Source organism: Pseudomonas sp. QC2, from assembly GCF_002859085.1.
In the GTDB taxonomy this organism is placed as follows: domain Bacteria; phylum Pseudomonadota; class Gammaproteobacteria; order Pseudomonadales; family Pseudomonadaceae; genus Aquipseudomonas; species Aquipseudomonas petroselini.
Window position 1 is genome coordinate 58,605 of the sequence record NZ_PKKS01000026.1, and the last position, 26,691, is coordinate 85,295.

26 protein-coding genes are annotated in these 26,691 nt (G+C 60.6%); 16 read left to right on the forward strand and 10 right to left on the reverse strand.

Translation table 11 applies throughout. The features are described 5' to 3' along the window. Positions 1–10: 10 nt before the first annotated feature. Genes QCBJ_RS28460 through QCBJ_RS28470 form a run of 3 tightly spaced genes read left to right on the forward strand, consistent with a single transcriptional unit; the run spans position 11 to position 2,686 of the window. Positions 11–925 (forward strand): PLP-dependent cysteine synthase family protein, encoded by a 915-nt coding sequence (locus tag QCBJ_RS28460; protein ID WP_043206318.1) that lies wholly within the window; start codon positions 11–13, stop codon positions 923–925. A gap of 37 nt (positions 926–962) precedes the next feature. Then, positions 963–1,955, forward strand: coding sequence for a serine O-acetyltransferase (locus QCBJ_RS28465; RefSeq protein ID WP_015885356.1), 993 nt, complete (start codon positions 963–965; stop codon positions 1,953–1,955). Between the two features lie 2 nt (positions 1,956–1,957). Continuing rightward, positions 1,958–2,686, forward strand: a complete 729-nt coding sequence (locus QCBJ_RS28470) for an alanyl-tRNA editing protein (protein WP_015885357.1) — start codon at positions 1,958–1,960, stop codon at positions 2,684–2,686. A gap of 75 nt (positions 2,687–2,761) precedes the next feature. On the opposite strand, the gene prpD is transcribed toward QCBJ_RS28470, so the two are convergent. The 6 genes from prpD to QCBJ_RS28500 form a co-directional block, all read right to left on the reverse strand. Beyond that, positions 2,762–4,246 (reverse strand): 2-methylcitrate dehydratase, encoded by a 1,485-nt coding sequence (gene prpD, locus QCBJ_RS28475; RefSeq protein WP_102062055.1) that lies wholly within the window; start codon positions 4,244–4,246, stop codon positions 2,762–2,764. Positions 4,247–4,449: 203 nt separating this feature from the next. Then, complete coding sequence (gene prpF / locus QCBJ_RS28480) at positions 4,450–5,640, reverse strand: 2-methylaconitate cis-trans isomerase PrpF (RefSeq protein WP_102062056.1); 1,191 nt, start codon at positions 5,638–5,640, stop codon at positions 4,450–4,452. A gap of 9 nt (positions 5,641–5,649) precedes the next feature. Next, positions 5,650–8,244 (reverse strand): Fe/S-dependent 2-methylisocitrate dehydratase AcnD, encoded by a 2,595-nt coding sequence (acnD, locus tag QCBJ_RS28485; protein ID WP_102062057.1) that lies wholly within the window; start codon positions 8,242–8,244, stop codon positions 5,650–5,652. Between the two features lie 189 nt (positions 8,245–8,433). Beyond that, on the reverse strand, positions 8,434–9,561 hold the full coding sequence (prpC, locus tag QCBJ_RS28490; RefSeq protein WP_102062058.1) for a 2-methylcitrate synthase: 1,128 nt from the start codon (positions 9,559–9,561) through the stop codon (positions 8,434–8,436). A 42-nt stretch (positions 9,562–9,603) separates the two neighbouring features. Then, the gene (gene prpB, locus QCBJ_RS28495) at positions 9,604–10,497 is read right to left on the reverse strand and encodes a methylisocitrate lyase (protein WP_015885362.1); all 894 of its coding nucleotides are present in this window, start codon (positions 10,495–10,497) and stop codon (positions 9,604–9,606) included. Beyond that, on the reverse strand, positions 10,494–11,207 hold the full coding sequence (locus QCBJ_RS28500; protein WP_102062059.1) for a GntR family transcriptional regulator: 714 nt from the start codon (positions 11,205–11,207) through the stop codon (positions 10,494–10,496). The genes prpB and QCBJ_RS28500 overlap by 4 nt, the downstream gene beginning before the upstream one ends. Before the next feature lie 272 nt (positions 11,208–11,479). Here QCBJ_RS28500 and QCBJ_RS28505 point away from each other — a divergent pair, with 272 nt between their 5' ends. The 6 genes from QCBJ_RS28505 (at position 11,480) to QCBJ_RS28530 (ending at position 16,852) form a co-directional block, all read left to right on the forward strand. Next, positions 11,480–12,013 carry an ATP-dependent zinc protease gene (locus QCBJ_RS28505; RefSeq protein ID WP_015885364.1) on the forward strand — a complete coding sequence of 178 codons (534 nt, stop codon included), beginning with the start codon at positions 11,480–11,482 and terminating at the stop codon, positions 12,011–12,013. Positions 12,014–12,018: 5 nt separating this feature from the next. Continuing rightward, positions 12,019–13,551 (forward strand): inactive transglutaminase family protein, encoded by a 1,533-nt coding sequence (locus QCBJ_RS28510; RefSeq protein ID WP_015885365.1) that lies wholly within the window; start codon positions 12,019–12,021, stop codon positions 13,549–13,551. Continuing rightward, positions 13,551–14,537 carry an alpha-L-glutamate ligase-like protein gene (locus QCBJ_RS28515; protein ID WP_003193326.1) on the forward strand — a complete coding sequence of 329 codons (987 nt, stop codon included), beginning with the start codon at positions 13,551–13,553 and terminating at the stop codon, positions 14,535–14,537. The genes QCBJ_RS28510 and QCBJ_RS28515 overlap by 1 nt, the downstream gene beginning before the upstream one ends. Before the next feature lie 84 nt (positions 14,538–14,621). Next, the gene (gene pabB, locus QCBJ_RS28520) at positions 14,622–15,968 is read left to right on the forward strand and encodes an aminodeoxychorismate synthase component I (RefSeq protein ID WP_102062060.1); all 1,347 of its coding nucleotides are present in this window, start codon (positions 14,622–14,624) and stop codon (positions 15,966–15,968) included. Positions 15,969–16,193: 225 nt separating this feature from the next. Further along, complete coding sequence (locus QCBJ_RS28525) at positions 16,194–16,496, forward strand: type II toxin-antitoxin system HigB family toxin (RefSeq protein WP_064052635.1); 303 nt, start codon at positions 16,194–16,196, stop codon at positions 16,494–16,496. Then, positions 16,496–16,852: a type II toxin-antitoxin system HigA family antitoxin gene (locus tag QCBJ_RS28530; protein WP_043205753.1), complete on the forward strand. Its 357-nt coding sequence runs from the start codon at positions 16,496–16,498 to the stop codon at positions 16,850–16,852. Before QCBJ_RS28525 ends, QCBJ_RS28530 begins: the two co-directional genes overlap by 1 nt. 132 nt (positions 16,853–16,984) lie before the next feature. On the opposite strand, the gene thrH is transcribed toward QCBJ_RS28530, so the two are convergent. Continuing rightward, positions 16,985–17,602, reverse strand: a complete 618-nt coding sequence (gene thrH, locus QCBJ_RS28535; protein WP_015885369.1) for a bifunctional phosphoserine phosphatase/homoserine phosphotransferase ThrH — start codon at positions 17,600–17,602, stop codon at positions 16,985–16,987. Positions 17,603–17,753: 151 nt separating this feature from the next. Here thrH and QCBJ_RS28540 point away from each other — a divergent pair, with 151 nt between their 5' ends. The 3 genes from QCBJ_RS28540 (at position 17,754) to QCBJ_RS28550 (ending at position 21,230) form a co-directional block, all read left to right on the forward strand. Continuing rightward, the gene (locus QCBJ_RS28540; RefSeq protein ID WP_015885370.1) at positions 17,754–18,488 is read left to right on the forward strand and encodes a phosphoadenylyl-sulfate reductase; all 735 of its coding nucleotides are present in this window, start codon (positions 17,754–17,756) and stop codon (positions 18,486–18,488) included. Positions 18,489–18,958: 470 nt separating this feature from the next. Continuing rightward, positions 18,959–20,488, forward strand: coding sequence for an NCS1 family nucleobase:cation symporter-1 (locus QCBJ_RS28545; RefSeq protein WP_064052850.1), 1,530 nt, complete (start codon positions 18,959–18,961; stop codon positions 20,486–20,488). Positions 20,489–20,501: 13 nt separating this feature from the next. Continuing rightward, the gene (locus QCBJ_RS28550; RefSeq protein WP_102062061.1) at positions 20,502–21,230 is read left to right on the forward strand and encodes an aspartate/glutamate racemase family protein; all 729 of its coding nucleotides are present in this window, start codon (positions 20,502–20,504) and stop codon (positions 21,228–21,230) included. 37 nt (positions 21,231–21,267) lie between these two features. On the opposite strand, the gene QCBJ_RS28555 is transcribed toward QCBJ_RS28550, so the two are convergent. Further along, positions 21,268–22,191, reverse strand: a complete 924-nt coding sequence (locus tag QCBJ_RS28555; protein WP_102062062.1) for a LysR family transcriptional regulator — start codon at positions 22,189–22,191, stop codon at positions 21,268–21,270. A gap of 125 nt (positions 22,192–22,316) precedes the next feature. Here QCBJ_RS28555 and QCBJ_RS28560 point away from each other — a divergent pair, with 125 nt between their 5' ends. After that, positions 22,317–23,063 (forward strand): 3-oxoacyl-ACP reductase family protein, encoded by a 747-nt coding sequence (locus QCBJ_RS28560; RefSeq protein WP_015885374.1) that lies wholly within the window; start codon positions 22,317–22,319, stop codon positions 23,061–23,063. A 72-nt stretch (positions 23,064–23,135) separates the two neighbouring features. Here the strand turns inward: QCBJ_RS28560 and QCBJ_RS28565 are convergent, their stop codons facing one another. Then, a complete protein-coding gene (locus QCBJ_RS28565; protein ID WP_015885375.1) occupies positions 23,136–23,825 on the reverse strand; it encodes an HAD-IA family hydrolase in 690 nt (229 codons plus the stop codon). Between the two features lie 107 nt (positions 23,826–23,932). On the opposite strand from QCBJ_RS28565, the gene QCBJ_RS28570 reads away from it, so the two are divergent. Together QCBJ_RS28570 and QCBJ_RS28575 are read left to right on the forward strand one after the other, a co-directional pair. Beyond that, positions 23,933–24,298 carry a DUF2784 domain-containing protein gene (locus QCBJ_RS28570; RefSeq protein WP_064052632.1) on the forward strand — a complete coding sequence of 122 codons (366 nt, stop codon included), beginning with the start codon at positions 23,933–23,935 and terminating at the stop codon, positions 24,296–24,298. A 54-nt stretch (positions 24,299–24,352) separates the two neighbouring features. Then, positions 24,353–24,931: a DUF4337 domain-containing protein gene (locus tag QCBJ_RS28575; protein ID WP_015885377.1), complete on the forward strand. Its 579-nt coding sequence runs from the start codon at positions 24,353–24,355 to the stop codon at positions 24,929–24,931. A gap of 83 nt (positions 24,932–25,014) precedes the next feature. Here the strand turns inward: QCBJ_RS28575 and QCBJ_RS28580 are convergent, their stop codons facing one another. After that, positions 25,015–25,383: a hypothetical protein gene (locus QCBJ_RS28580; protein WP_015885378.1), complete on the reverse strand. Its 369-nt coding sequence runs from the start codon at positions 25,381–25,383 to the stop codon at positions 25,015–25,017. Between the two features lie 235 nt (positions 25,384–25,618). Here QCBJ_RS28580 and QCBJ_RS28585 point away from each other — a divergent pair, with 235 nt between their 5' ends. Beyond that, positions 25,619–26,659 carry a DMT family transporter gene (locus QCBJ_RS28585; protein ID WP_102062063.1) on the forward strand — a complete coding sequence of 347 codons (1,041 nt, stop codon included), beginning with the start codon at positions 25,619–25,621 and terminating at the stop codon, positions 26,657–26,659. Positions 26,660–26,691: the final 32 nt, after the last annotated feature.

Below are 26,691 nucleotides of genomic sequence, written 5' to 3' on the forward strand. Positions count from 1 at the left end.
GGGTTGAATGATGTTGCATAACTCCATTCTTGAGGTGATCGGCCAAACGCCGATCGTGCGTTTGGCGCAGTTCTCCGAAGACCTCGGTATCGAGGTCTACGCCAAGCTCGAATCCCTCAACCCCGGCGGCAGCCACAAGGCGCGCATCGCCTTGGGCATGATCCTCGACGCCGAGCGCCGGGGCGTGCTGATCCGTGACTCCGGGCAAACCATCATCGAGCCCAGCGGGGGCAACACCGGTATCGGCCTGGTGATGGCCGGCAATGTGCTGGGCTACAAAGTGGTGCTGGTAATCCCCGACAACTACAGCCCCGAGAAACAGAAGCTGCTGCGTTTATATGGAGCCAAGGTGGTGCTGTCGGACAGTCGTCTGGGTAACAATTCCCACGGCGAAAAGTGCATGGAGCTGCAGCTGGAAAACCCCAGCTACGTGATGCTCAACCAGCAGCGCAATGGTGCCAACCCGCAGACCCACCGCGACACCACCGCACCGGAAATCCTCCGCGCCTTCGGCGAGCGACGCGCAGACTACTTTGTCAGCGGCATCGGCACCGGCGGGCATATCACCGGCATCGGCGAAACCCTGAAAGCCGCCTGGCCTGGCCTGCGCGTCATGGGCGTGGAACCGGAAGAATGCGACCTGCTGAAAAACCAGCACGCGCCGCATCATATCCAGGGCCTGTCGATCGGCCTGATCCCGAGCATCCTCAACCTGGACGTGATCGACGGCATGCTCAAGGTCTCGCGCCAGGACTGCATCGATATGATGAAACGCATCATGCGCACCGACGCCATCAGCCTGGGTCTGTCGTCCGCCGCCAACATGGTGGCTATCGCCAAGCTCGCTCCCGAACTACCGCCCGACACGGTGGTGTTGACCATGGTCTACGACAATGCCGACAGCTACCTGCCCAGTTTTGAATAACGGGTTTTCCAACCACACAGAATGCGGGGGTGCCTCGATGGGCGGCTTTATCGACATGCAACAATTGCACGATGAGTTGCTGACTCACCTCATCAAGACCCTCACACCCGTACAGATGAAACAGCTGGAACCGCACCTCGCGCCGCTGATCCAGAATGCCGCCCAGGCGGTGGCCGAAGACCTGATCGCCTATGCCTACCGTGATCCGGCGTCGCGTGGGCGCGGCGAGTTGATCCTGGAGTCCTACGCTTCGTTCAAGGCGGTGCTGTATTACCGCCTGGCACACGTGGTATGGAATTTCCCCGACCAGCACAATGGCGTGTTCTCGCGCATCGCGCTCAAGCTGAGCAACCAGGGCAAGATCCTGTCCGGCGCCGAAATTCACCCGGCGGCGCGCATCGGGCGACGCTTCGTGCTCGACCACGGCTACGGCACTGTGATCGGCGAAACCTGCGAGATCGGTAACGATTGTTACATCCTCTGCGGCGTGACCCTGGGCGCCCGCGGCATCGCCAACAACCCCGACGGCAAGCGCCATCCACGCCTGGGCAATAACGTTGAGGTCGGCGCCGGCGCACGCGTGCTGGGTTATGTATTGATCGGCGACAACGTATTTATCAGCCCATCCTGCGTGATCACCCAAGACGTGCCCGCCGGCACCAAGGTCAAGGTGGTCAACCAGATTCAGCTGCAAAAAAACGATGAATCGGACAACAGCAACTACCTCGGTGCATTCGCCCTGGACGAGCGGTTGCATGTGGTCGGCGAGATCAACGCCAGCCACAAGGTCACCGTGCTGGACGCCGACTTTCATCCGTTGCAGGGGCTGATGCTGGAGCCCACGGTGAAGGAGCGTCATCACCTGCAATTTCGCCTGCACCGCGTCGAGTCGGGCAACCACTTGCCGCGCCTGCCGCTGAACCTGAAGGTCTGCGGCCCCGAATTTGAAATCACCCTGCTCTCCCCCCCTGGCTTGAGTGCAATGGTGCGCCACCTGCTGCAAGCCAGCCCATTGATCGTCGGAGGTTGAACATGTCCGTGCACACCATGGAAACCCTGGCGCTGTTCGACAGCGCGCCTTATCAGAACGCGTTCAGCGCCCGGGTGATTGCCGTCAGCGAACACGGCATTGCCCTGGAACACACGCTGTTCTATCCCACCGGCGGCGGGCAGCCGGGAGACACCGGCCACCTGACATTGGCGGACGGTACGCGCGTTGAGGTGACCGGCACAGTGCGCGACCCGGTGCAGCGCTCGATTATCTGGCACCAGGTGGAGCACTGGCCCGAGCAGTTGACCGCAGGGGTGCAGGTGGACGCCGGCCTCGATTGGGAACGTCGTTACCAGCACATGAAAATGCACACCTGCCTGCACCTGCTGTGCTCAATCATTGATGCCCCGGTGACCGGTTGCAGCATCAGTGCCGACAAGGGCCGCCTGGATTTCGACCTGCCGGAAATGACCCTCGACAAAGACAGCATCACCCGCGACCTCAACGCCCTGATCGAACAGGCCCACGCGGTGAAAACCCTGTCGATGCCGGCCTCGGAATATTCCACCCTGCTGCAGATCACCCGCACCCAGGCGGTGGCGCCGCCGGTAATCCAGGGCTCGGTGAGGGTCATTGAAATTGCCGGGATCGATATCCAGCCCTGCGGGGGCACCCATGTGCTCAATACCGAGGAAATCGGCCGGGTGTTCTGCGAGAAGATCGAGAAGAAGAGCAAACACAATCGCCGGGTGATTCTGCGATTCGAGTGAACACGGTCAACTGTGGGAGGGGGCTTGCCCCCTCCCACATTCATTGGGTTTACACAGATGAATACGGGGTGCCTGCTAGATCACGAACAAATCCACAAACCGATTGACCGCTGTGGCTTCAAGCGTCGCCTGGTCCTTGCACAGCGCAAAAATCTCGGCGCTGCGCTGCGCGGTAAACCGTGTGGCCAGGTTGGCCTTGAACTTGTCTTCCAGCAACGGAATGCCATCGCCCCGACGGCGGCGATGGCCGATCGGGTACTCCACCGCCACTTGCTCGGTGCAGCTGCCGTCGTTGAAAAACACCTGCACCGCGTTGGCAATGGAGCGCTTGTCGGCCTCCAAGTATTCCCGGCTATAGCGTGGGTCTTCGACGATGACCATCTTGTCGCGGAGCGCATCGATGATCGGGTGGGCAGCATGGAATTCATCTTCGTACTGCTCCGCCACCAAATTGCCGAACGCCAACGGCACGGCGGTCATGTATTGCAGGCAATGGTCGCGGTCGGCGGCGTTGGCCAGTTGGCCCACCTTGGAGATGATGCGAATTGCCGACTCATGGGTGGTGATCACGATACGCTCGATTTCGTGCAGGCGATCTTTCACCAACGGGTGCAAGGTCACCGCCGCTTCGCAGGCGGTTTGCGCGTGGAATTCGGCGGGGAAGCTGATCTTGAACAGCACGTTTTCCATCACATACGTGCCGTAGGGCTGGGAAAGGCTGAACGCGCGCTTGTCCTGCGGCTTGAGTGCCAGGTCCTTGTTGGTGTGGCTGAACAGCACGTCGTAGAACCCCCACTGCGGCGCGCTCAATACCCCGGGAATGCCCATCTCGCCGCGCAACGCGATATCCGCCAAACGCACGCCCCGGCTCGACGCATCCCCCGCCGCCCAGGATTTGCGCGAACCGGCATTCGGTGCATGCCGATACGTACGCAACGCCTGCCCATCGACAAACGCATGGGACAACGCCGCAAGCAACTGCTCACGGTTGGCGCCCATCAGCTTCGCGCTCACCGCCGTAGAGGCGACTTTTACCAGCAGCACGTGGTCGAGGCCGACACGGTTAAAAGAGTTTTCCAGGGCAATCACCCCCTGGATTTCATGGGCCATGATCATTGCTTCCAGTACCGCGCGTACTGTCAGCGGTGCGTCGCCGTTAGCCACGCGCTTTTGCGACAGGTGATCAGCCACGGCGAGGATGCCACCGAGGTTATCCGAGGGATGACCCCATTCGGCGGCGAGCCAGGTGTCGTTGTAGTCGAGCCAACGCACGATGCAGCCGATGTCCCACGCGGCCTTGACCGGGTCCAACCGGAACGACGTGCCCGGCACCCGCGCGCCAAACGGCACCACCGTGCCCTCGACGATCGGCCCCAGGTGCTTGGTGCATTCCGGGAAACGCAAGGCCAGTAGGCCGCAGCCCAACGTATCCATCAGACAGTTGCGGGCGGTGTCCAAGGCGTCCTGCGAGTCGATCCGGTAGTTGAGGACATAATCGGCGATGTCCTGCAGGACCTGGTCATAGTCGGGACGGTTGTTCTGGTCGACGTTGGCGCTCATGGCAGTTACTCCTAAAAGGTTGGGTTAGTCCTCAGGATCACGGTTGACCGCTCCATCGCAGATCTGGCCGCCTGCTTGGGGGTATGGAGATCCAATGTGGGAGGGGGCTTGCCCCGATGGCGGTGGGTCAGTTGATATATGTGTCTACTGACACACCGCTATCGGGGGCAAGCCCCCTCCCACACTGGAGACAGTGTGGGTTGCTAGAAAGCGTCGCCCGGGACGCGGACGAAGCCTTCCATCAGCACTCGGGCGCTGCGGCTCATGATGGCTTTCTTCACCACCCATTCGCCGTTCACCTGAGTGGCTTCAGCACCGACACGCAAGGTGCCGGACGGATGCCCGAAGCGCACCGCATTGCGTTCAATACCGCCCGCCGCCAAGTTGACCAACGTCCCGGAAATCGCAGCAGCCGTGCCAATCGCCACGGCCGCCGTGCCCATCATCGCGTGGTGCAATTTGCCCATGGACAGCGCACGCACCAGCAGGTCCACATCACCGGCCTTGATCGCCTTGCCACTGGACGCCACGTAATCCGCCGGCTTGGCCACAAACGCCACCTTCGGCGTGTGCTGGCGCTGGGCAGCTTCGTCCAGGTGCTTAATCAGGCCCATGCGCAAAGCGCCGTAGGCCCGCACGGTTTCGAACATCGCCAGGGCCTTGGGGTCGCTGTTGATCGCGCCTTGCAGCTCGGTGCCGGTGTAGCCGAGGTCTTCGGCGTTGATGAAAATCGTCGGGATACCGGCGTTGATCAACGTGGCCTTGAAGGTGCCGACACCGGGCACTTCCAGGTCGTCGACCAAGTTGCCGGTGGGGAACATCGAGCCGCCGCCGCCCTCTTCTTCCGCCGCTGGGTCCATGAACTCCAACTGCACCTCGGCGGCCGGGAAGGTCACGCCGTCAAGCTCGAAGTCGCCGGTTTCCTGCACCGCACCGTCGGTGATCGGCACGTGGGCGATGATGGTTTTACCGATATTGGCCTGCCACACCCGTACCACGGCTACGCCGTTGTAGGGTACGCGGGCGGGGTCGAGCAGCCCGGCGCTGATGGCGAAGGCGCCGACCGCCGCCGACAGGTTGCCGCAGTTGCCGCTCCAATCAATAAACGGCTTGTCGATGGAGACCTGGCCAAACAGGTAGTCAACGTCGTGATCGGCGCGGCTGCTTTTCGCCAGGATCACGGTTTTGCTGGTGCTCGATGTGGCGCCGCCCATGCCGTCGATCTGTTTGTCGTAAGGGTCTGGACTGCCGATTACCCGCAACAGCAAGGCGTCACGCGCCGCCCCCGGCACCTGCGCCGACTCGGGCAAGTCCTTGAGGTTGAAAAATACGCCCTTGCTGGTACCGCCACGCATGTAGGTGGCGGGGATCTTGATTTGCGCTACGTGTGCCATGGTTACCCCTCAGGCCGTCGCCGCCGATTCCAGGAAGTCCTGGGCAAAACGTTGCAACACGCCGCCCGCTTCGTAGATCGACACTTCTTCGGCGGTGTCCAGGCGGCAGGTCACCGGCACTTCGACACGCTCGCCATTCTTGCGGTTGATCACCAGGGTCAACCGCGCACGCGGGGTGCGCTCGCCAACCACATCGTAGGTCTCACTGCCGTCGATCTTCAGCGTGTGGCGGTCGGTGCCGGGCAGGAATTCCAGCGGCAATACGCCCATGCCCACCAGGTTGGTGCGGTGAATGCGCTCGAAACCTTCGGCAGCAATTGCCTCCACACCGGCCAGGCGCACGCCCTTGGCTGCCCAGTCGCGGGACGAGCCCTGGCCGTAGTCGGCGCCGGCGATGATGATCAGGGGCTGCTTGCGTTCCATGTAGGTTTCGATGGCTTCCCACATCCGCGTGACCTGGCCTTCGGGCTCGATACGCGCCAGGGAACCCTGCTTGACCTTGCCGTTTTCAACCACCATTTCGTTGAACAATTTTGGGTTGGCGAAGGTCGCGCGCTGCGCGGTCAAATGGTCGCCGCGATGCGTTGCGTAAGAGTTGAAGTCCACTTCAGGCAGGCCCATTTTCGCCAGGTATTCGCCGGCGGCGCTGTCGAGCATGATCGCGTTGGACGGCGACAAGTGGTCGGTGGTGATGTTGTCCGGCAGCACCGCCAGCGGGCGCATGCCCTTGAGCGGGCGTGCCCCGGCCAGCGCGCCTTCCCAGTAGGGTGGGCGGCGGATGTAGGTGCTTTGTGGGCGCCATTCGTACAGCGGCGCGACTTTCGGGCCGGTGTCTTCGTGAATCGCGAACATCGGAATGTACACCGCGCGGAATTGCTCAGGCTTCACCGAAGCCTTGACCACTGCGTCGATCTCTTCGTCGCTCGGCCAGATGTCTTGCAGGCGGATTTCCTTACCGTTGGCGTCGAGGCCGAGCACGTCTTTCTCGATATCGAAACGGATGGTGCCGGCAATCGCATACGCCACCACCAGCGGCGGCGACGCGAGGAAAGCTTGCTTGGCGTACGGATGAATCCGTCCGTCGAAGTTGCGGTTGCCGGACAACACGGCCGTGGCGTACAGGTCGCGGTCGATGATTTCCTGCTGGATCACCGGGTCCAGTGCACCGGACATGCCGTTGCAGGTGGTGCAGGCGAAGGCCACCACGCCGAAACCGAGCTTCTCCAGCTCAAGGCCCAGCCCCGCCTCTTCCAGGTACATGGCCACGGTTTTCGAGCCGGGTGCCAGGGACGACTTGACCCACGGTTTGCGCGTCAGCCCCAGTTTGTTGGCATTGCGCGCCAGCAGGCCTGCCGCGATCACGTTGCGCGGGTTGCTGGTGTTGGTGCAGCTGGTGATGGCCGCGATGATCACCGCACCGTCGGGCATTTGCCCTGGCACGTCATCCCACTGGCCGGAAATGCCTTTGGATGCCAGGTCGCTGGTCGCCACGCGGGCGTGCGGGTTGCTCGGGCCAGCCATGTTGCGCACGACGCTGGACAGGTCGAAGGTGAGGCCACGCTCGTATTGCGCGCCCTTGAGGTCATCGGCCCACAAGCCGGTGTGGCGAGCATATTGCTCCACCAGGGTGACTTGTTCGTCCTCGCGACCGGTGAGTTTCAGGTAGGCGATGGTCTGCTGGTCGATGTAGAACATCGCCGCAGTGGCGCCGTATTCCGGGGCCATGTTGGAGATGGTCGCGCGGTCGCCGAGGGTGAGGTTTGAGGCCCCTTCACCGAAGAACTCCAGCCAGGCACCCACCACTTTCTGCTGACGCAAAAACTCGGTCAGCGCCAGCACCATGTCGGTGGCGGTGATGCCCGGCAACAATTTACCGGTGAGCTCTACGCCGACGCTTTCCGGCAGGCGCATCCACGAGGCGCGGCCAAGCATCACGCTTTCGGCTTCGAGGCCGCCGACGCCGATGGCGATCACGCCCAAGGCGTCTACATGCGGGGTATGGCTGTCGGTGCCGACGCAGGTATCCGGGAAGGCCACGCCGTCGCGCACCTGGATCACCGGGGACATTTTCTCCAGGTTGATCTGGTGCATGATGCCGTTGCCGGGCGGGATGACATCGACGTTCTTGAAGGCCTTTTTAGTCCACTCGATGAAGTGAAAACGGTCTTCGTTGCGACGGTCTTCGATGGCGCGGTTCTTCTCGAACGCATCCGGGTCAAAACCACCGGCTTCGACGGCCAGGGAGTGGTCGACGATCAGTTGAGTCGGCACCACCGGGTTGACCTGCGCCGGGTCGCCGCCTTGCAGGGAGATGGCATCGCGCAGGCCCGCGAGGTCCACCAGCGCGGTCTGGCCGAGGATGTCGTGGCAGACTACGCGTGCCGGGAACCACGGGAAGTCGAGGTCGCGTTTGCGGTCGATCAGTTGGCTCAGGGAAGCATTGAGGGTGGCCGGGTCGCAGCGGCGTACGAGGTTTTCGGCGAGCACGCGGGAGGTGTAGGGCAACGTGGCATAGGCGCCGGGGGTGATTGCCTCGACAGCCGCGCGGGCGTCGAAGTAATCCAGGCGGCTGCCGGGAAGCGGTTTGCGAAATTCAGTGTTCATCGTCAGGACTCGGTCACGGTGGTTGCAAAAGGAGCCGATTGATCCAGCGTTGAAATGCAGTTCAAGTGTGGGAGGGGGCTTGCCCCCGATGGCAGTGTGTCAATCAACCCATCTGTTACTGATACACCGCTATCGGGGGCAAGCCCCCTCCCACATTTGACCCCATTCCAATTCCGGAAGAGCCAGCCTTCAGCGACGTTCGATTGGCACGAACTTGCGCTGCTCAACGCCGGTGTACTCGGCGCTTGGACGGATGATGCGGTTGTTGGCGCGCTGCTCGAACACATGCGCCGCCCAGCCCGTCAGGCGCGAGCACACGAAGATCGGCGTGAACAACTTGGTCGGGATGCCCATGAAGTGGTACGCCGAGGCATGGTAGAAGTCGGCGTTGGGAAACAGCTTCTTCTGCTCCCACATGGTTTTGTCGATGGCTTCGGACACCGGGAACAACACCGTGTCGCCCACTTCGTCGGCGAGCTTTTTCGACCAACCCTTGATCACTTCATTACGTGGGTCGTTGTCTTTGTAGATCGCGTGACCGAAGCCCATGATCTTGTCCTTGCGCGCCAGCATGCCGAGGGTGCCTTCGACGGCTTCTTCAGCCGACGAGAAACGCTCGATCATTTCCATCGCTGCTTCGTTGGCGCCGCCGTGCAGCGGGCCGCGCAGGGAACCGATGGCGGCAGTGACGCAGGAATACAGGTCGGACAGGGTCGACGCACACACCCGGGCGGTGAAGGTCGAGGCGTTGAATTCGTGCTCCGCGTAGAGGATCAGCGACACGTTCATCACCTTGACGTGCAGTTCGCTCGGCGGCTTGCCATGCAGCAGGTGCAGGAAGTGGCCGCCGATGGTCGGCTCGTCGGTCACGCAGTCGATGCGCTTGCCGTCGTGGCTGAAGCGGTACCAGTAGCACATGATCGCCGGGAAGGCGGCGAGCAGGCGGTCGGTGACGTCGCGCTGCACGCTGAAGTCTTTTTCCGGCTCGATATTGCCCAGGAACGAGCAACCGGTGCGCATCACGTCCATTGGGTGGGCGTCGGCGGGGATGAGCTCCAGCACTTCTTTCAACGCCTGCGGCAGGTCGCGCAGCTTGCTCAGCTTGGCGCTGTAGGCCGCCAGCTCGGCCTGGGTCGGCAGTTCGCCGTACAGCAGCAGGTAGGCGACTTCTTCAAATTGCGCATCGGCGGCCAGTTCGCGCACGTCGTAGCCGCGGTAGGTCAGGCCGGCACCGGTCTGGCCCACGGTGGACAGTGCGGTCTGCCCGGCGACCTGGCCACGCAGGCCGGCGCCACTCAGTACTTTTGCTTCAGCCATGGTTTTTCTCCAATTTTGTCTTTATTCAGGGAGGCGTGTTCGTCACTTTTTCGCGGCAAACAACGCGTCAAGCTTCTGCTCGAAGGTGTGGTAGTCGATGCGATCGTAAAGCTCCATACGGGTTTGCATGGTGTCGATCACGTTCTGCTGGGTGCCGTCACGACGGATCGCGGTGTAGACGTTTTCGGCGGCCTTGTTCATGGCGCGGAAGGCCGAAAGCGGGTACAGCACGATGGAAACATCGGCAGATTTCAACTGTTCGGTGGTGTACAGCGGCGTGGCGCCGAACTCGGTGATGTTGGCCAGGATCGGCGCTTTCACACGGGCGGCGAACAGCTTGTACATCTCCAGTTCAGTGATGGCCTCCGGGAACACCATGTCGGCGCCGGCTTCGATGCAGGCGGCGGCGCGTTCCAGGGCCGACTCCAACCCCTCGACGGCCAGGGCATCGGTACGGGCCATGATCACAAAGCTGTCATCGGTGCGCGCATCCACAGCGGCCTTGATGCGGTCGACCATTTCCTGCTGGGACACGATTTCTTTGTTCGGACGATGACCGCAGCGCTTGGCGCCGACCTGGTCTTCGATGTGGATCGCGGCGGCGCCAAACTTGATCATCGACTTGACCGTACGCGCCACGTTGAAGGCCGAGGAGCCGAAACCGGTGTCCACGTCTACCAGCAGCGGCAGGTCGCATACGTCGGTGATGCGGCGTACGTCAGTGAGTACGTCGTCCAGGCCGGTGATGCCCAGGTCCGGTACACCGAGGGAGCCGGCCGCCACCCCGCCACCCGACAGGTAGATCGCCTTGAACCCGGCGCGCTTGGCCAGCAGGGCGTGGTTGGCATTGATCGCGCCAACGACTTGCAACGGCTGTTCACTGGCAACGGCGTCACGGAAACGCTGGCCTGGAGTGCTCTTATTGTTGGAACTCATGACTCACCTCGTGATTGGGCAGCACCGTCCGGGAAGTGACGGGCAATGTTGCGTTTGGAAGCGCCGATATGCCGGCGCATCAACAGTTCGGCCAGTTCACCGTCGCGATCGGCAATCGCGTCAAGAATGCGGTGGTGCTCGGCAAAGGCCTGGCGTGGACGATTGGGGGTAGCGGAAAACTGGATGCGGTACATGCGCACCAATTGGTACAGCTCGCCGCAGAGCATTTGCGTGAGGGTGCGGTTGCCGGCGCCTTGAATGATCCGGTAATGAAAATCGAAGTCGCCTTCCTGCTGGTAGTAGCCGACACCGGCCTGGAACGCGGCATCGCGTTCATGGGTGTGCAGCACCTGGCGCAGCTCTTCAATCTCCGTGTCGGTCATGCGCTCGGCCGCCAGGCGGCAGGCCATGCCTTCGAGGGATTCGCGGATTTCATAGAGTTCGATCAGTTCAGCGTGGCTCAGCGACACCACCCGCGCGCCGACGTGAGGCACGCGCACCAGCAGGCGCTGGCCTTCCAGGCGGTGGATCGCCTCGCGCAGCGGGCCACGGCTGATGCCGTAGGTGCGCGCCAGCTCCGGCTCGGAAATTTTGCTGCCGGGGGCGATCTCGCCTTTGACGATGGCGGCCTGGATACGCCGGAAGACGTTCTCGGACATGGTCTGGGAATCGTCTTGCACCACCATTGGGGTTTCCAGCTGATCCAGCATATTGTCGACACCTTTAAAAGCAATGTGGCAAAAACTAGCCAATCAGCACCCATTAGTCAAAGAATAAATCAACATTGTCGACAATCGTCTAATAACCCTGAGTGCACGCTCCTGGGGCATGGCCGCCTGCCAGCGCTGGCGCCAAAAAAGCATCATGTTAGAATGCCCGCCGCATTTGCCTGACATCACTAGATGAAACGGCGCACGAGGGAGCTTGCGCAGTAATGCCAGTCGCCTTGAATCAAACATCGCACTGCACCGCCTCAGGATTTATGAGACTCAAGCCCTTCCCCCTGTTTTGCCTACTGTTCATTCCAGGCCTTGGCGCTGCCGCCGAGAAAACTGTGTATGGACTCAACGAATACGCCCAATTGGCCGGCATCGACCTGGAAGTCGCCGCCAAACTGGACACCGGCGCCAAGACCGCTTCCCTCAGTGCCCGTGATATCAAGCGCTTCAAGCGCAACGGCGAGTCCTGGGTGCGCTTCTACCTGGCCATCGACACCGCCCATTCCCATCCCATCGAGCGCCCCCTGGCCCGCGTCAGCAAGATCAAGCGCCGCGCCGGTGACTACGACCCCGATGAGGACAAGAACTACACCGCCCGTCCGGTGATCGCTCTGGATATCTGCATGGGCACCGCTTTACGCAGCATCGAAGTGAACTTGACTGACCGCAGCGCCTTCCAATATCCGCTGCTGATCGGCTCCGAAGCGTTGAAACGCTTTGATGCGCTGGTCGACCCCAGTCTTAAATATGCAGCAGGCAAGCCCGCCTGTGCCGCCGACGCTCATACCGCCGAGTAAACCGAATGCGCTCTCTGACCCTGCACCTGAAAATCCTGATCGCCATCCTGGTGGTGCTGGGTATTTCGGTCACCGCCTATCAGATCTTCGTGTTGGGGATCCCCGTCACCGAGGACGCCACCGACGACTTGTGGAACATCGACGCCAAGGTCGAGTTCGTCGCCAACCCGAAAGACCCGGTGAAAATCCAGATGTTCGTGCCGCCCTTGAGCCGCGACTTCGTCAGCCTCAACGAAAGTTTTATCTCGAACAACTACGGGGTGAGCGTCAACCGCACCGACGGCAACCGCAAGGTCACCTGGTCGGCACGCCGCGCCAAGGGCAACCAGACCCTGTATTACCGGCTGGTGCTGACCAAGCGTTACAGCGGCGAAAAGGTCAAGGTCAAGGGCCCCACGTTCCGCGATAGCATCGCCGTGGAAGGTCCGGAGAAAATCGCCGCCGAAGCCTTGCTGGCGCCGATCCGCCAGCACTCGGCCGACGTCGAGACCTTTATTACCGAAGCCATCAAGCGCACCAATAACCTCAACGACGACAATGTGAAGCTGCTGCTGGCGGGCGATCCGTCTATCCCGCACAAGGCCAAGATTGTCGAGTTGCTGCTCTCTATTGCCCACGTGCCGGTGGAAAAGGTGCATACCATCCGCTTGGTGGCCGACCAGCCGCAAACCCCGGAACTGTGGCTGCGCAGCTTCAACGGCAATGACTGGTTGTACTTCAACCCTGAAACCGGCGAACAAGGCCTGCCCGCCGACCGCCTGCTGTGGTGGACCGGTGATGAAAACCTGATCACCGTCGACGGCGGCAAGAAGGCCATGGTGACCTTCAGCCTGAACAACAGCGAGATGAACGCGATTCGCCTGGCCAAGCTGACCGACGAGAACACTGACGCCAACTTCCTCGAATACTCGCTCTACGGCCTGCCGCTGCAGACCCAGCAGACGTTCATGATCATGGTGATGATCCCGATTGGCGTGCTGGTGATCCTGATCCTGCGCAACCTGATCGGCCTGCAGACCCTGGGCACTTTCACCCCGGTGCTGATCGCCCTGGCGTTCCGCGAGACGCAGTTGGGCTTCGGGATTGTGCTGTTCACGATTATCACGGCACTGGGGCTGTCGCTCAGGTCGTACCTGGAACACTTGAAATTGCAGATGCTGCCGCGGTTGTCCGTGGTGTTGACCTTCGTGGTGGTACTGATCGCAGCCATCAGCCTGTTCAGCCATAAATTGGGGCTGGAACGCGGGTTGTCGGTGGCGCTGTTCCCGATGGTGATCCTGACCATGACCATCGAACGCCTGTCGATCACCTGGGAAGAGCGCGGCGCGAACCATGCGCTGAAAGTGGCGATTGGTACGCTGTTCGCCGCCTCCCTGGCGCACCTGATCATGAGCGTGCCGGAGCTGATCTACTTTGTGTTCACCTTCCCGGCGATCCTGCTGATCCTGGTGGGTTTCATGCTGGCCATGGGTCGTTATCGCGGCTACCGCCTGACCGAGTTGGTGCGGTTCAAGGCTTTTCTCAAGGCTGACCAGTAATGTTCGGGTTCTGGAAGACCTGGAAGGCCCTCGAGGCGCGGGGGATCATGGGCATCAATCGGCGTAACGCCGACTACGTGCTTAAGTACAACAAGCGCAGCCTGTACCCGATTGTGGATGACAAGATCATCACCAAGGAGCGCGCGCTCGCGGCGGGCATCCACGTGCCGGAAATGTACGGCGTGATCTCCACCGAGAAGGAAATCGACAAGCTCGACGAGATTATCGGCGGGCGCAGCGACTTTGTGATCAAACCGGCCCAGGGTGCCGGCGGTGACGGCATCCTGGTGGTGGCGGACCGCTTTGAAGGGCGCTATCGCACAGTGTCCGGCAAGATCATCAGCCATGAAGAGATCGAGCATCAGATCTCCAGCATCCTCACCGGCCTCTATTCACTGGGCGGCCACCGTGATCGTGCGCTGATCGAATACCGCGTGGTGCCTGACCAGATCTTCAAGAGCATCAGCTATGAAGGCGTGCCGGACATCCGCATCATCGTGCTGATGGGCTACCCGGTGATGGCCATGCTGCGCTTGCCGACCCGCCAGTCGGGCGGCAAGGCCAACCTGCACCAAGGGGCGATAGGCGTGGGTGTCGACCTCGCCACCGGCCTGACCCTGCGCGGAACCTGGCTGAACAACATCATCACCAAACACCCCGACACCACCAACGCGGTGGATGGCGTGCAACTGCCCAACTGGGACGGTTTCATGAAGCTCGCGGCCGGTTGCTATGAACTGTGCGGGCTGGGTTATATCGGTGTGGACATGGTGCTGGACCAGGAGAAAGGCCCCCTGATCCTGGAGCTGAATGCACGGCCAGGATTGAATATCCAGATTGCCAATGACTGTGGTTTGACCCTGCGCACCCATGCGGTGGAAGCGCGGTTGGAAGAACTGAAAGCCGCCGGCGTGACAGAAACGCCGGAGGAACGCGTGAAGTTCGTGCAGGAAATGTTTGGGCATATTCCGCCTGTGGAAGGCTGAAGACCGCATCGCCGGCAAGCCGGCGCCTACAGTGGAATGCGGTACAATCCCCGCCCCTCTATGCTCATAGCTGATTCGCCTCGCATGTCGACCTGCTCCGTACACTCACTCCCCTACCGGGCCAACCCCGCCGAGTTTTTTGCGGCGATTCGCCATGCGCCTGGTGCCGTGCTATTGGACAGTGGCCGACCCGCGGCCGAACGCGGGCGGTATGACCTGCTGAGCGCCTGGCCGCAGGCGACGTTGACGGTATCGCCTGACGAAAGCGGTAGTGATTTCCTGCAACGCTTGCGGGAAAACCTCACCCAGTTGGGGAAAGCGGACTTGCCGACCGGTTATACGCTGCCGTTTGCCGGCGGCCTGATCGGTTACCTGAGCTACGATTTCGGCCGCCACCTGGAACAAATGCCGCACCTAGCCGCAGACGATCTGCACCTGCCGGATGCGCGCTTCGGGCTGTATGCCTGGGCATTGATCAGTGATCACCAGGCGCAGACCAGCCAGTTGGTCTTTCATCCCGCGCTGGCCGATAGCGAGCGACACCGCTTGATCGCCTTGTTCAGCCAGGATGTTGTTCACACCTCGGCCACCTTCACACTTCAGGGCAGCATGGCGCCGGACCTCACCGCCGAGGCTTACCGGCAAGCCATCGTGCGTATCCAGGACTACATTCAGGCCGGCGATTGCTATCAGGTCAACTTCGCCCAGCGTTTTCGAGCGCCGTGCAGCGGCGATCCGTGGGTGGCTTATTGCGCCCTGCGCGAAGCCTGCCCGACGCCGTTCTCCGGGTTCCAGAGCCTGCCGGACGACGGCGCGGTGCTGAGCCTGTCGCCGGAGCGTTTCGTGCGCATCACCGAACGCCAAGTCGAAACCCGCCCGATCAAAGGCACTCGCCCACGGGGTGAGACGCCCGAAAAAGACGCCGCCAACGCCGCCGAACTGCTGGCCAGCCCCAAGGACCGCGCCGAAAACCTGATGATCGTCGACCTGCTGCGCAACGATCTCGGCCGCACCTGCCGCACCGGCTCTGTGAGCGTGCCGGAGCTGTTCAGCCTGGAGAGCTACCCCAATGTGCATCACTTGGTCAGCAGCGTCATCGGCACACTGGCCGACGACAAAGACGCCCTCGACCTGATCGCCGGCAGCTTTCCCGGCGGCTCCATCACCGGCGCGCCGAAGATTCGCGCGATGCAGATCATCGACGAACTGGAGCCAACCCGGCGCGGCTTGTACTGCGGCTCGCTGCTGTACCTGGACGTGCGCGGCGAAATGGACAGTTCCATCGCCATCCGCAGCTTGCTGGTCAAGGATGGGCAGGTGTGCTGCTGGGGCGGCGGTGGGATTGTGGCGGATTCGCAGTGGGAGTCGGAGTATCAAGAGTCTCTGACGAAGGTACGGGTGTTGTTACACACGTTGGAAAACCTGCCTTAGCCACGCCCCTCCTGGCTCTCGGGTGCAGAGCCGCTCGACTGGAAAGAACCTGAATCAGAACGTCTATGGACGGCGTTTGAGCTGGAAGATAGCGTCCAGCCCGAACGCCCAATGGCCGTCTGTGAGGGATCACATGAAACGACTGCTTACCTGTCAGAAATTATTTCCGAGATTGCATCTCACCCAAACCGCATCTATCATCTCCCAAATTGGGAGGTTGCAGCGATGCGAATAATCGCTCTCTCTACCCTAAGACTGTTTTGGGAAAGCCACTCAGCCTATTCCGACGCCAAAACACCGCTGGTCGAGCTGTACCGCCATATGGAAAAAGCGACTTACCCAACACCACAAGCGCTCAAAGCGGAACTTAGAACGGCAAGCATCCTTAAAAGTGGCAGGGTTGTATTCAACGTCGGCGGCAACAAGTATCGAGTAATCATGGCGATCGACTATCAGCGACAGCTTGGGTTCGTACGTTTCGTAGGGACTCACGCGCAGTACGATCAGATCAACGCGGAGACCGTGTGATGAACATCAAACCTATACATTCCCAGGAAGACCTGACCGCTGCGCTCGCACGGGTGGAGCAGCTCTGGGGAGCGGAAATGGGCTCACCCGAAGGGGACGAGCTGGAAGTTCTTGCAGTGCTCATTGAGAAGTACGAGGCAGAGCATTTTCCGATGCCACCTTCGGATCCAGTGGAGGCCATCAAGTTCAGGATGGAACAACTGGGTATGACCGCCCGCGATCTGGAGCCCTTTATCGGCACCAGTGGGCGGGTGTCGGAGGTGTTGAACCATAAACGCAAGCTGAGCCTGTCGATGATCAAGCGCCTGCATGAAGGCTTGAGCATTCCTTATGAGCGGTTGCTTGCAGGGGTTTAACGGGGAAATATACGCGGGCTGTACTGGCCCCTTCGCGAGCAAGCCCACATTGTTACGCGTACATCCCTTGGAATGCGGTCGAATGTGGGAGCGTGCTTGCTCGCGAAGAGGCCATCAGCAACGCCGAATAACCTACAAGCTCAACGGCCGGTTCGACGCCTTGATAAATTCTTTCTTCAACGCCTCAAACGTATGCACCGCCGGAAACTGCGGGAATTCACGAATCACATTCTCCGGTGCATGGAACAGGATCCCCCGATCGGCTTCGCCCAGCATGGTGGTGTCGTTGTAGGAGTCGCCGGCGGCGATCACGCGGTAGTACAACGTCTTGAAGGCCAGTACCGATTGACGCTTGGGGTCTTTCTGGCGCAACTGGTAGCTCACCACGCGGTCGTTTTCGTCGGTGATGAGGCGGTGGCAGAGCAAGGTCGGGAAGCCCAGCTGGCGCATCAGCGGCTGGGAGAATTCGTAGAAGGTGTCTGACAGGATCACCACCTGGAAGCGCTCGCGCAGCCAGTTGACGAACTCAATGGCGCCGTCCAGCGGCTTGAGGGTGGCGATCACTTCCTGGATGTCGGCGAGCTTGAGGCCGTGTTCATCGAGGATGCGCAGGCGTTGCTTCATCAATACGTCGTAGTCGGGAATGTCCCGGGTGGTAGCCCGCAGGGATTCAATACCGGTTTTTTCGGCGAAGGCGATCCAGATTTCCGGAACCAGCACCCCTTCCAGGTCGAGACAGGCAATTTCCACAAGACACTCCATTTTGATGTTGTTGATTGAGCGAGCAAAAGGACTGCCGAACTCTAGCGATTCAAGCTCGTCGCCGCAACGCAGAGCGTATTTTGATACCATCGCTTCCCTATAGAGCGCTCAGCGCCACTGACCTGTAGGAACCGTCCTGATGAACCAAACCTTCGACGTCGCTGAACTCGCCGCGACTTACGCCAACAAATCCGCCCAGGACATTCTCAAGCTGGCGTTCAGCCAGTTCGGTGATGACCTGTGGATTTCCTTCAGCGGCGCCGAGGACGTGGTGCTGGTCGACATGGCCTGGAAGCTGAACAAGAACGTCAAGGTGTTCAGCCTCGACACCGGCCGCCTGCACCCGGAAACCTACCGGTTTATCGAGCAGGTGCGCGACTTCTACAAGATCGACATCGAGCTGATTTCGCCGGACCAGAGCAAGCTGGAACCCTTTGTCAAAGAGAAAGGCCTGTTCAGCTTCTACAAGGACGGCCATGGCGAATGCTGCGGCGTGCGCAAGATCGAGCCGCTGCGCCGTAAACTCGCAGGCGTGAATGCCTGGGCCACTGGCCAGCGTCGCGATCAGAGCCCCGGCACCCGCAGCCAGGTGGCAGCACTTGAAATCGACACGGCCTTTTCCACGCCGGAACGTACCCTGTACAAATTCAACCCACTGGCGCAGATGACCAGTGAGGAAGTCTGGGGTTACATCCGCATGTTGGAGTTGCCGTACAACAGCCTGCATGAGCGCGGTTTTATCAGCATCGGCTGTGAGCCCTGCACCCGTCCGGTGTTGCCGAACCAGCATGAGCGTGAAGGCCGCTGGTGGTGGGAGGAAGCCACGCAGAAGGAATGCGGGCTGCACGCGGGGAATATCATCAGCAAGGCGTAAGCACTGGCGCGGCAAGAAAATGTGGGAAGGGGCTTGCCCCCGATGGCGGTGGATCAGTCGATGTATCTGGTGACTGGCAGTCCGCTATCGGGGGCAAGCCCCCTCCCACATCTTGTTTGTGTTTGCCACCAAAGATGTACACACAGATGTAACCATCGGTGCCATTTATGTGTGCAATCCATCTAAACCCGCACCGTTATGTAACACCTTCCCCCACGCATTTTTTGCGCTCTTCTATGTTCCTTTTCGACAGAAAAATAAATAGCTGTTCAAACGGTCAATTTATATCGCTTTCAATTCAGTAAGTTATTTTCACTGACTGCAAAAACGAAATGACCCGCAGTTTTCATAGATCGAAAACTGGCACGCATGTGGCTTAAGGTGAAATGCTCTTTGTATACAATAAATACAAAACCTACATACACTTTGCCATCCGCGGCCCGGCTGCCGATGTGCTGGAGCCTGCCGGAATGCGTACAAGCCTCTCAAACACTATCGCACTGGATCTGCCCTCCTCTTCCCTGAACCCCGAAGCCATGGTTCCCGGTCCGTTGGTACTGAGCCCGCGCCTGCACAACAAGGACCTGGCGCCGACCAAGGTCGAAGGCCGGCGATGGGGGCGTTACAGCATCTTCGCGCTGTGGACCAATGATGTGCACAACATCGCCAACTACTCGTTCGCCATCGGCTTGTATGCGTTGGGCCTGGGCGGCTGGCAGATCTTGCTGTCACTGGGGATCGGGGCGGCGCTGGTGTACTTCTTCATGAACCTGTCGGGCTACATGGGGCAGAAGACCGGCGTGCCGTTTCCGGTGATCAGCCGTATCAGCTTCGGCATCCATGGCGCGCAGATACCGGCGCTGATCCGCGCAGTGATTGCGATCGCCTGGTTCGGTATCCAGACCTACCTGGCTTCGGTGGTGTTGCGCGTGTTGCTGAGCGCCATTCACCCGGGCTTCGCCGATTACGACCACAACTCGATCCTGGGCTTATCAACCCTGGGCTGGGTGTGTTTTGTGGCGATCTGGTTTGTGCAATTGGTGATCCTGGCCTACGGCATGGAAATGGTGCGCCGCTACGAAGGCTTCGCCGGGCCGGTGATCCTGCTGACCGTGGCCGCGCTGGCCGGCTGGATGTACTTCCAGGCCGGCGGCCATATTGCCTGGTCGGTCCGCGAGCCGCTGACCGGTGGTGAGATGTGGCGCAATATCTTCGCCGGTGGCGCGCTGTGGCTGGCGATCTACGGCACGTTGATCCTCAACTTCTGCGACTTCGCGCGCTCCTCCCCGTGCCGCAAGACCATCAAAGTCGGCAATTTCTGGGGCCTGCCGGTGAATATCCTGGTGTTCGCCGCAATTACCGTGTTGCTGTGCGGTGGCCAATTCCAACTCAATGGCCGGGTGATCGAAAGCCCCACCGAAATCATCGCCGCCATCCCCAATACGTTCTTCCTTGTGCTGGGCTGCCTGGCCTTCCTGATTGTCACCGTGGCAGTGAACATCATGGCCAACTTCGTCGCGCCGGCCTTCGTGCTGAGCAACCTGGCGCCCAAGTACCTGAACTTCCGGCGTGCCGGGCTGATCAGCGCCACCGTGGCGGTGCTGATCCTGCCGTGGAATCTCTATAACAGCCCGCTGGTGATCGTGTATTTCCTCTCCGGCCTGGGCGCACTGCTGGGGCCGTTGTACGGGGTGATCATGGTCGATTACTGGCTGATCCGTAAAAGCCAGGTCGACGTACCGCAGCTGTATAGCGAAGACCCGAACGGCGTTTATTACTACAGCCGTGGCGTCAATCTGCGGGCGGTGGCGGCGTTCATTCCCGCAGCCGTGATCGCCATTCTCCTGGCCCTGCTGCCCGGTTTCGCCAGCGTCTCACCGTTTTCCTGGATGTTTGGCGCCGGTATTGCAGGGCTGCTGTACTTGCTGATTGCCAAGCGCCAGCCGTTCTACGCCGATGTCAGCGGCGAAAGCATTGCAGTCGATAACGTCAGTCATTAATCAAGGACCTTACATGCGCATCCTCGTGGTCAACGTCAACACCACCGACTCCATTACTGAAACCATCGCCCAGCAGGCACGGGCGGTGGCCGCGCCGGGCACCGAGATTGTCGGGCTCACGCCTTACTTCGGCGCGGAGTCAGTGGAGGGCAATTTTGAAAGCTACCTGGCGGCCATTGCGGTGATGGACCGGGTCATGGCTTACGACCAACCGTTCGACGCGGTGATCCAGGCCGGCTACGGTGAACATGGCCGCGAAGGCCTGCAGGAGTTGTTGAACGTGCCGGTGGTCGACATCACCGAAGCGGCCGCCAGCACGGCAATGTTCCTGGGGCACGCCTATTCGGTGGTGACCACCCTGGACCGCACGGTGCCACTGATCGAAGACCGCTTGAGATTGGCCGGCCTGTACCAACGCTGCGCCTCGGTGCGTGCCAGTGGGATGGCCGTGCTGGCGCTGGAACAAGACCCACTGGCCGCGATGGAAGCCATCGTGCGCCAGGCGGAACTGGCCATCAGCGAAGACAAGGCCGAGGTGATCTGCCTGGGCTGCGGCGGCATGGCCGGGCTGGACGAGCACATTCGCCAGCGCACTGGCGTCCCGGTGGTGGACGGTGTGACCGCAGCGGTGACCATTGCCGAATCGCTGGTGCGGTTGGGGTTGTCGACATCGAAGATCAGGACTTACGCGACGCCAAGGGCAAAGAAAGTGGTTGGCTGGCCGGGCAAGTTCGGTCGCTGAAGGTCAACTGTGGGAAGGGGCTGGCTCCCTCCCACATTTAGATCGCGCTGAACCTTTGGCCCAGCTTCGCTTCGGCAAACTGCTCGATGATGAAATCCACAAACGCCCGGGTCTTGCCGGGCAGCAGTTTGTGTTCGGCGTAATAAATGGAGATATTGCCGTCGTCGACGTACCAGTCGGGCAACACCCGCACCACCGCGCCACTGTCGAGGAACGGCACCGCCATGGGCATGCTCACCAACGCGATGCCCAGGCCCTGGGCGCTGGCACAGCAGGCGGCTTCGGAGTCGCTCATGGTCATGCTCGGTTTGAGCACCAGCGGGCGGTGTTCACGCTCGATACTGGTCAATTGCCAGGAACGTATGCGGCCGGTTTGGGGAGAGCGAATCAGAATACCCGCGCACCGTGCCAGATCTTCGGGGGTCAGTACCGACGCGCGCTGCGCCAGGTAGTCCTTTGAGGCAACCAACACCCGATGCGCCGGCGTCAACTTACGCGCCACCACGCCCTGAGGCAGCTCGAAGCCACCGCCAATGGCCGCGTCAAAGCCCTGGCCGATCAGGTCGACCTGGCGGTTATCGAAATGCCAGTCCGGGCTGATATCCGGAAAGCGCTGCATGAACGCCCCCAACAGTGGCACCACATACCGATTACCGAACACCGTGCCCATACTGACCTTGAGCGTACCCACCGGCCGCCCTTCGGCGCTGGCCAGGTTGGCGACGGCGTTCTGGATGGTGGTAAGGCTGCCGCTGACTTCGTCGAGAAACAGTTTGCCGGCTTCGGTAAGGGCCAGTCGTCGGGTGCTGCGCTGGAACAGGCGCACACCCAGGCGCGCTTCCAGCTTGGCGACACTTTTGCCGACGGCTGCCGGTGTGAGACTCAGGTGCCGGGCGGCCTCGGCAAAGCTGCCACCTTCGGCGCTGCGCACGAAGCATTCGATACTGCCAAAGCTTTCCATGTCACCCACTCTCAACTTTTGGTTTACACAGACTATAGCAATCACGGTCTACCGGTAGGCACTGCCCAGGTCGATACTCGGCTCCATCAGCAAGGCATCCCGCCTTGAACAGTTAGGAGATCGACATGACCACACAGAACCTCAGCGGCAAAGTCGCCTTGATTCAAGGCGGTTCGCGCGGCATCGGTGCCGCCATCGTCAAGCGCCTCGCAGCACAAGGCGCAGCGGTTGCCTTTACCTATGTGAGCTCCGCCGCCAAGGCCGACGCATTGCAGAACAGCGTGATCAGCGAAGGCGGCAAAGCCTTGGCGATTCAGGCCGACAGCGCTGATGCGGCAGCGATTCGCAATGCGGTCAACGCCACCGTTGAAGCCTTTGGACGCATCGATATCTTGGTCAACAACGCAGGGGTGCTGGCCATCGCCCCGCTGGAAGATTTCAAGCTGGAAGACTTTGACCAGACCTTGGCGATCAACGTACGCAGTGTGTTTATCGCGACCCAGGAAGCGGCCAAGCACATGGGTGAAGGTGGCCGCGTGATCAACATCGGCAGCACCAACGCCGAACGCATGCCGTTTGGCGGCGGCGGCCCGTATGCGATGAGCAAGGCAGCGCTGGTCGGGTTGACCAAGGGGTTGGCGCGGGATTTGGGGCCTCGCGGAATCACCATCAATAACGTGCAGCCTGGGCCGGTGGATACCGACATGAACCCGGCGAACAGTGATTTTGCCGAGAGCCTGATCGGGTTGATGGCCGTGGGTCGGTATGGACACGTGGAAGAGATTGCCAGCTTCGTGGCTTACCTGGCTGGGCCGGAAGCCGGTTACATCACCGGTGCAAGCCTGACCATTGATGGTGGCTTCAGCGCCTAGGCTTTCCGCAACACTGCAAAATCAAAGGTGGGAGGGGGCTTGCCCCCTCCCACCTTTTTGAGCGTGTTTTATTCAGGGAAAAGGTGGCAGGCCGTAAGCCGCCAAATCAAAATCCGCGAGCTTGCGGATGATCTGGTCAGCGTGCTGGTACTTGCTGTCGGCCATGGCCTCATCCGGCACGGCGATGGCGGTCATGTGGGCTGCTTTCGCGGCGGTGACCCCAAACGGGGAGTCTTCGAACACCAGGCAATCCTCGGGTGCAACGCCCAGGCGGCGGGCGGCGGTGAGGAAGATGTCCGGCGCAGGTTTGGCAGCACCGACTTCCGGGTCGTCGGCGGTGACGATGGTCCCGAACAGTCCAAACCATTCACGGTGCAACGTGGTCTTGTGGCCAAACGAATTGCGCGACGAACTGGTACCCACGGCGATCGGAATATTGTGCGCCTTCAAGTGCCGCACCAATGCTTCGGCGCCGGGCATGCCCAAGGCCTTGGGGAAGCGCTCGCTCATCAGTGGTTCACGGATCTCCAGGAACTCGGCCGGTGTAATCGGCAGATCCAGCGCCTTCACGACGTAGTCCGCCAGGTCCTGGGCGCCGCGCCCGATGATGTGCTGCTTGATACCCCAGTCATAGGTACGGCCGTAGCGTTCGGCGATGATCTGCGTGACTTCGGTGTAGATGCCTTCGGTATCCAGCAACAACCCGTCCATATCGAAAATCACGGCCTTGATCGGACCGACTGCGGTACGCGGTGCATTCATCGCAACAGAACCTTGGGGGGAGACTAAAAGGATTCAGCACAATAACGGCCACGCTTGCACGCAAGCAACCCTTTAGACTATGGACCTCCCCTTTTGAAGTGTGCGTAATGCTCTACCGTCTAGCTGCCGACAGCCTGGTGCTGTTTCACCTCACGTTCATCCTGTTTGTGCTGTTTGGAGGCCTGCTTGCCCTCAAGTGGCGGCCTGTCCTCTGGCTGCACCTGCCCGCTGTGGCCTGGGGGATTGCCGTTGAAGTGTTCCACCTGCCCTGCCCTCTCACTCGATGGGAAAACCTGTTTCGCCATCTTGCCGGGCAAGACGGCTATGGCGGCGGGTTTATCGAGCACTACCTCCTGACCCTGATCTACCCCGCAGGGCTGACCCCGCAGATCCAGTTGGGCTTGGGCGCATTGGTGCTGGCGATCAACATTCTGGTGTATGGGCGGTTGATCCGGCGTTACGGACAGGCTTGAGACAGCTTCACTGGTGAAGAATCAGAGTCCCTCAGTCCCTTCACAGACGCCCCCATGTCCGAAGCCTTCGAAGTCCCCAGCCCCCACGAAAAACACATCGAACACACCACCGAACATGCCCACGGCCGTGGCGACAATTTCGCCAGCCGCATCGCCGTGATGACCGCCCTGATGGCCACCCTCGGCGCGATGCTCAGCTACCAGGCCGGCTCTACCGAAAGCGAGGCGGCGATGGACAAAAACAACGCCGCCATCATCAAGACCGAAGCCGCCAACCAGTGGAATTACTACCAGGCCAAATCCAGCCGGCAGAATCTTGCGGAACTGGCCACCCATATTCCCGGTGTGGACGCGGCGCATTACAAGGATGAGATCGAGCGCTACAAGAGCCAGAAGGAAGACGTGCGCAAGCAGGCCGAAAAACTTGAAGCCACGTCGAAGGAATGGGATGAGAAGTCGGAGCAGGCGTTGCACCAGCATCATCGCTGGGCCCAGGCGATGACGGCGATCCAGATCGCAATTTCATTGGCGGCGATTACGTTGTTGACCCGGCGGGAATGGTTGAAGCGGATGTCGTATGCGGCGGCGGGTGTGGCGGTGGTGTTGGGTAGTTTGGCCTGGCTGCATATCTGACCCCATCAGTTACGGGTAACCGATGTACCCGTGGCGAGGGAGCAAGCTCCCTCGCCACAGTCTATGCAGTGTGTGGCATCGAATCAGGCCTGATCCACCGCACGGCTGTGGTGGAAGTACAGATAAGCCAGCCCAATAGGCGCAATGAAAACCGCCATGGTCCAGCAGATCGCCATGGTGAACACCTTGACGGTCAGCATCAGAATCGCGTTCACGAAGAACACGTTGTTGCCAAAAATGTAATCCATGATGCTTTCGTAAACGAAACGCGCGTAGGGGTAGAGCACGCTGTTGACCACGCAATAGGCCAACGCGCCGAGTGTGAACACACCGGTCTTCGAATGGGTCAGCGCGGTGTAGATCAGTACGGGGAAAATCAGCCCGAACAGAAAATTGCGAATGTAGTACTGGGCAGAAAGCCCGCCGAATGTCTTGCGAAGTACCGGGTGCATTTAGATCCCTCTGAATGGCGTATTGGAAAGGCGGCGACCTTAGCAAGTCCTGGAATTCACCACCAGCGTTTATGAGCCCTTTGCCATTACTTTCCATTCTGGGATTGCGGGTATTGGAGTGGCTATACCACCAAGATTTCGGGTGATGTGATCAAGCTGAAAACCGCGCAGTAAATCCCACGGGATTTAACCTGAGCAAGCGACGTATCATGGGCTGAACACTCGAGGACGGCCCATGAACCTTAGTATTCTGTATGCCCTCGCGGCCGCCGCCCTGTTCGGCGCCAGCATCCCGCTCGCCAAAAGTTTCGGCCTGGGTCTCTCGCCCGTACTGCTCGCCGGCCTGCTCTATCTGGGCAGCGGCATCGGTCTCGCCGGCGTGCGCCTTATCCGCGATCGCGGCTGGAAACCCACCGGCCTGACCCCATCCGAATGGCCCTGGCTGATCGGTGCCATCACCTTTGGCGGCATCCTCGGGCCCGTGGCCTTGATGTTCGGCCTGACCCGCACCGCCGGCGCAACCGCCTCGCTGATGCTTAACCTTGAATCGGTGTTGACCGCCGTTATCGCCTGGGTGGTGTTTAGAGAAAACGCAGACCGCCGCCTAATCCTCGGGATGATCGCGATAGTCATGGGCGGTTTAGTGTTGTCATGGTCCGACGGCGGCGGCGCCACCCACGACTGGACCGGCCCGTTTGCAGTGGCCGTGGCATGCTTATGCTGGGGGATTGATAACAACCTGACGCGCAAGGTTTCAGCGTCGGACGCGTTGTTTATCGCGGGGGCCAAAGGGCTGATTGCCGGGTTGGTGAATTGCAGCCTGGCGCTTTATCTAGGCGCGCAGATACCGGCTATGGCGCAGTTGGCGCCTATCTTGTTGGTGGGGTTTCTGGGGTATGGCATCAGCCTGGTCATGTTTGTGCTGGCGCTGCGTGGGCTGGGCAGTGCGCGCACCGGTGCCTACTTCTCCACGGCGCCGTTCCTGGGCGCCGTGGTGGCCCTGCTGGCGTTCGGGGAGTCGGTGACCGTCGCGTTCTGGATTGCGTCGGCGCTGATGGCCGTGGGGGTTTGGCTGCACCTGACGGAGCGGCATGCCCATGAACATCTGCATGAGGCGACGGAGCACGGGCACCGACATGTGCATGATGAACACCATCAGCATGAGCATCACTTTGAATGGGATCCGGCGGAGCCGCATAGTCATGTGCATGTGCATAGCGCGATGAGGCATAGCCATGCGCATTTTCCGGATGTGCATCATCGGCATAGGCATTGAGGGCGACAGCGAGTCGCCCGTATTTCATGCAG

Excerpts from the sequence above, each read along its gene's own strand:
- QCBJ_RS28460 (WP_043206318.1), top strand. The coding sequence starts at position 11 with ATGTTGCATAACTCCATTCTTGAGGTGATCGGCCAAACGCCGATCGTG.
- QCBJ_RS28465 (WP_015885356.1), top strand. The coding sequence starts at position 963 with ATGGGCGGCTTTATCGACATGCAACAATTGCACGATGAGTTGCTGACT.
- QCBJ_RS28470 (WP_015885357.1), top strand. The coding sequence starts at position 1,958 with ATGTCCGTGCACACCATGGAAACCCTGGCGCTGTTCGACAGCGCGCCT.
- prpD (WP_102062055.1), bottom strand. The coding sequence starts at position 4,246 with ATGAGCGCCAACGTCGACCAGAACAACCGTCCCGACTATGACCAGGTC.
- prpF (WP_102062056.1), bottom strand. The coding sequence starts at position 5,640 with ATGGCACACGTAGCGCAAATCAAGATCCCCGCCACCTACATGCGTGGC.
- acnD (WP_102062057.1), bottom strand. The coding sequence starts at position 8,244 with ATGAACACTGAATTTCGCAAACCGCTTCCCGGCAGCCGCCTGGATTAC.
- prpC (WP_102062058.1), bottom strand. The coding sequence starts at position 9,561 with ATGGCTGAAGCAAAAGTACTGAGTGGCGCCGGCCTGCGTGGCCAGGTC.
- prpB (WP_015885362.1), bottom strand. The coding sequence starts at position 10,497 with ATGAGTTCCAACAATAAGAGCACTCCAGGCCAGCGTTTCCGTGACGCC.
- QCBJ_RS28500 (WP_102062059.1), bottom strand. The coding sequence starts at position 11,207 with ATGCTGGATCAGCTGGAAACCCCAATGGTGGTGCAAGACGATTCCCAG.
- QCBJ_RS28505 (WP_015885364.1), top strand. The coding sequence starts at position 11,480 with ATGAGACTCAAGCCCTTCCCCCTGTTTTGCCTACTGTTCATTCCAGGC.
- QCBJ_RS28510 (WP_015885365.1), top strand. The coding sequence starts at position 12,019 with ATGCGCTCTCTGACCCTGCACCTGAAAATCCTGATCGCCATCCTGGTG.
- QCBJ_RS28515 (WP_003193326.1), top strand. The coding sequence starts at position 13,551 with ATGTTCGGGTTCTGGAAGACCTGGAAGGCCCTCGAGGCGCGGGGGATC.
- pabB (WP_102062060.1), top strand. The coding sequence starts at position 14,622 with ATGTCGACCTGCTCCGTACACTCACTCCCCTACCGGGCCAACCCCGCC.
- QCBJ_RS28525 (WP_064052635.1), top strand. The coding sequence starts at position 16,194 with ATGCGAATAATCGCTCTCTCTACCCTAAGACTGTTTTGGGAAAGCCAC.
- QCBJ_RS28530 (WP_043205753.1), top strand. The coding sequence starts at position 16,496 with ATGAACATCAAACCTATACATTCCCAGGAAGACCTGACCGCTGCGCTC.
- QCBJ_RS28540 (WP_015885370.1), top strand. The coding sequence starts at position 17,754 with ATGAACCAAACCTTCGACGTCGCTGAACTCGCCGCGACTTACGCCAAC.
- QCBJ_RS28545 (WP_064052850.1), top strand. The coding sequence starts at position 18,959 with ATGCGTACAAGCCTCTCAAACACTATCGCACTGGATCTGCCCTCCTCT.
- QCBJ_RS28550 (WP_102062061.1), top strand. The coding sequence starts at position 20,502 with ATGCGCATCCTCGTGGTCAACGTCAACACCACCGACTCCATTACTGAA.
- QCBJ_RS28555 (WP_102062062.1), bottom strand. The coding sequence starts at position 22,191 with ATGGAAAGCTTTGGCAGTATCGAATGCTTCGTGCGCAGCGCCGAAGGT.
- QCBJ_RS28560 (WP_015885374.1), top strand. The coding sequence starts at position 22,317 with ATGACCACACAGAACCTCAGCGGCAAAGTCGCCTTGATTCAAGGCGGT.
- QCBJ_RS28565 (WP_015885375.1), bottom strand. The coding sequence starts at position 23,825 with ATGAATGCACCGCGTACCGCAGTCGGTCCGATCAAGGCCGTGATTTTC.
- QCBJ_RS28570 (WP_064052632.1), top strand. The coding sequence starts at position 23,933 with ATGCTCTACCGTCTAGCTGCCGACAGCCTGGTGCTGTTTCACCTCACG.
- QCBJ_RS28575 (WP_015885377.1), top strand. The coding sequence starts at position 24,353 with ATGTCCGAAGCCTTCGAAGTCCCCAGCCCCCACGAAAAACACATCGAA.
- QCBJ_RS28580 (WP_015885378.1), bottom strand. The coding sequence starts at position 25,383 with ATGCACCCGGTACTTCGCAAGACATTCGGCGGGCTTTCTGCCCAGTAC.
- QCBJ_RS28585 (WP_102062063.1), top strand. The coding sequence starts at position 25,619 with ATGAACCTTAGTATTCTGTATGCCCTCGCGGCCGCCGCCCTGTTCGGC.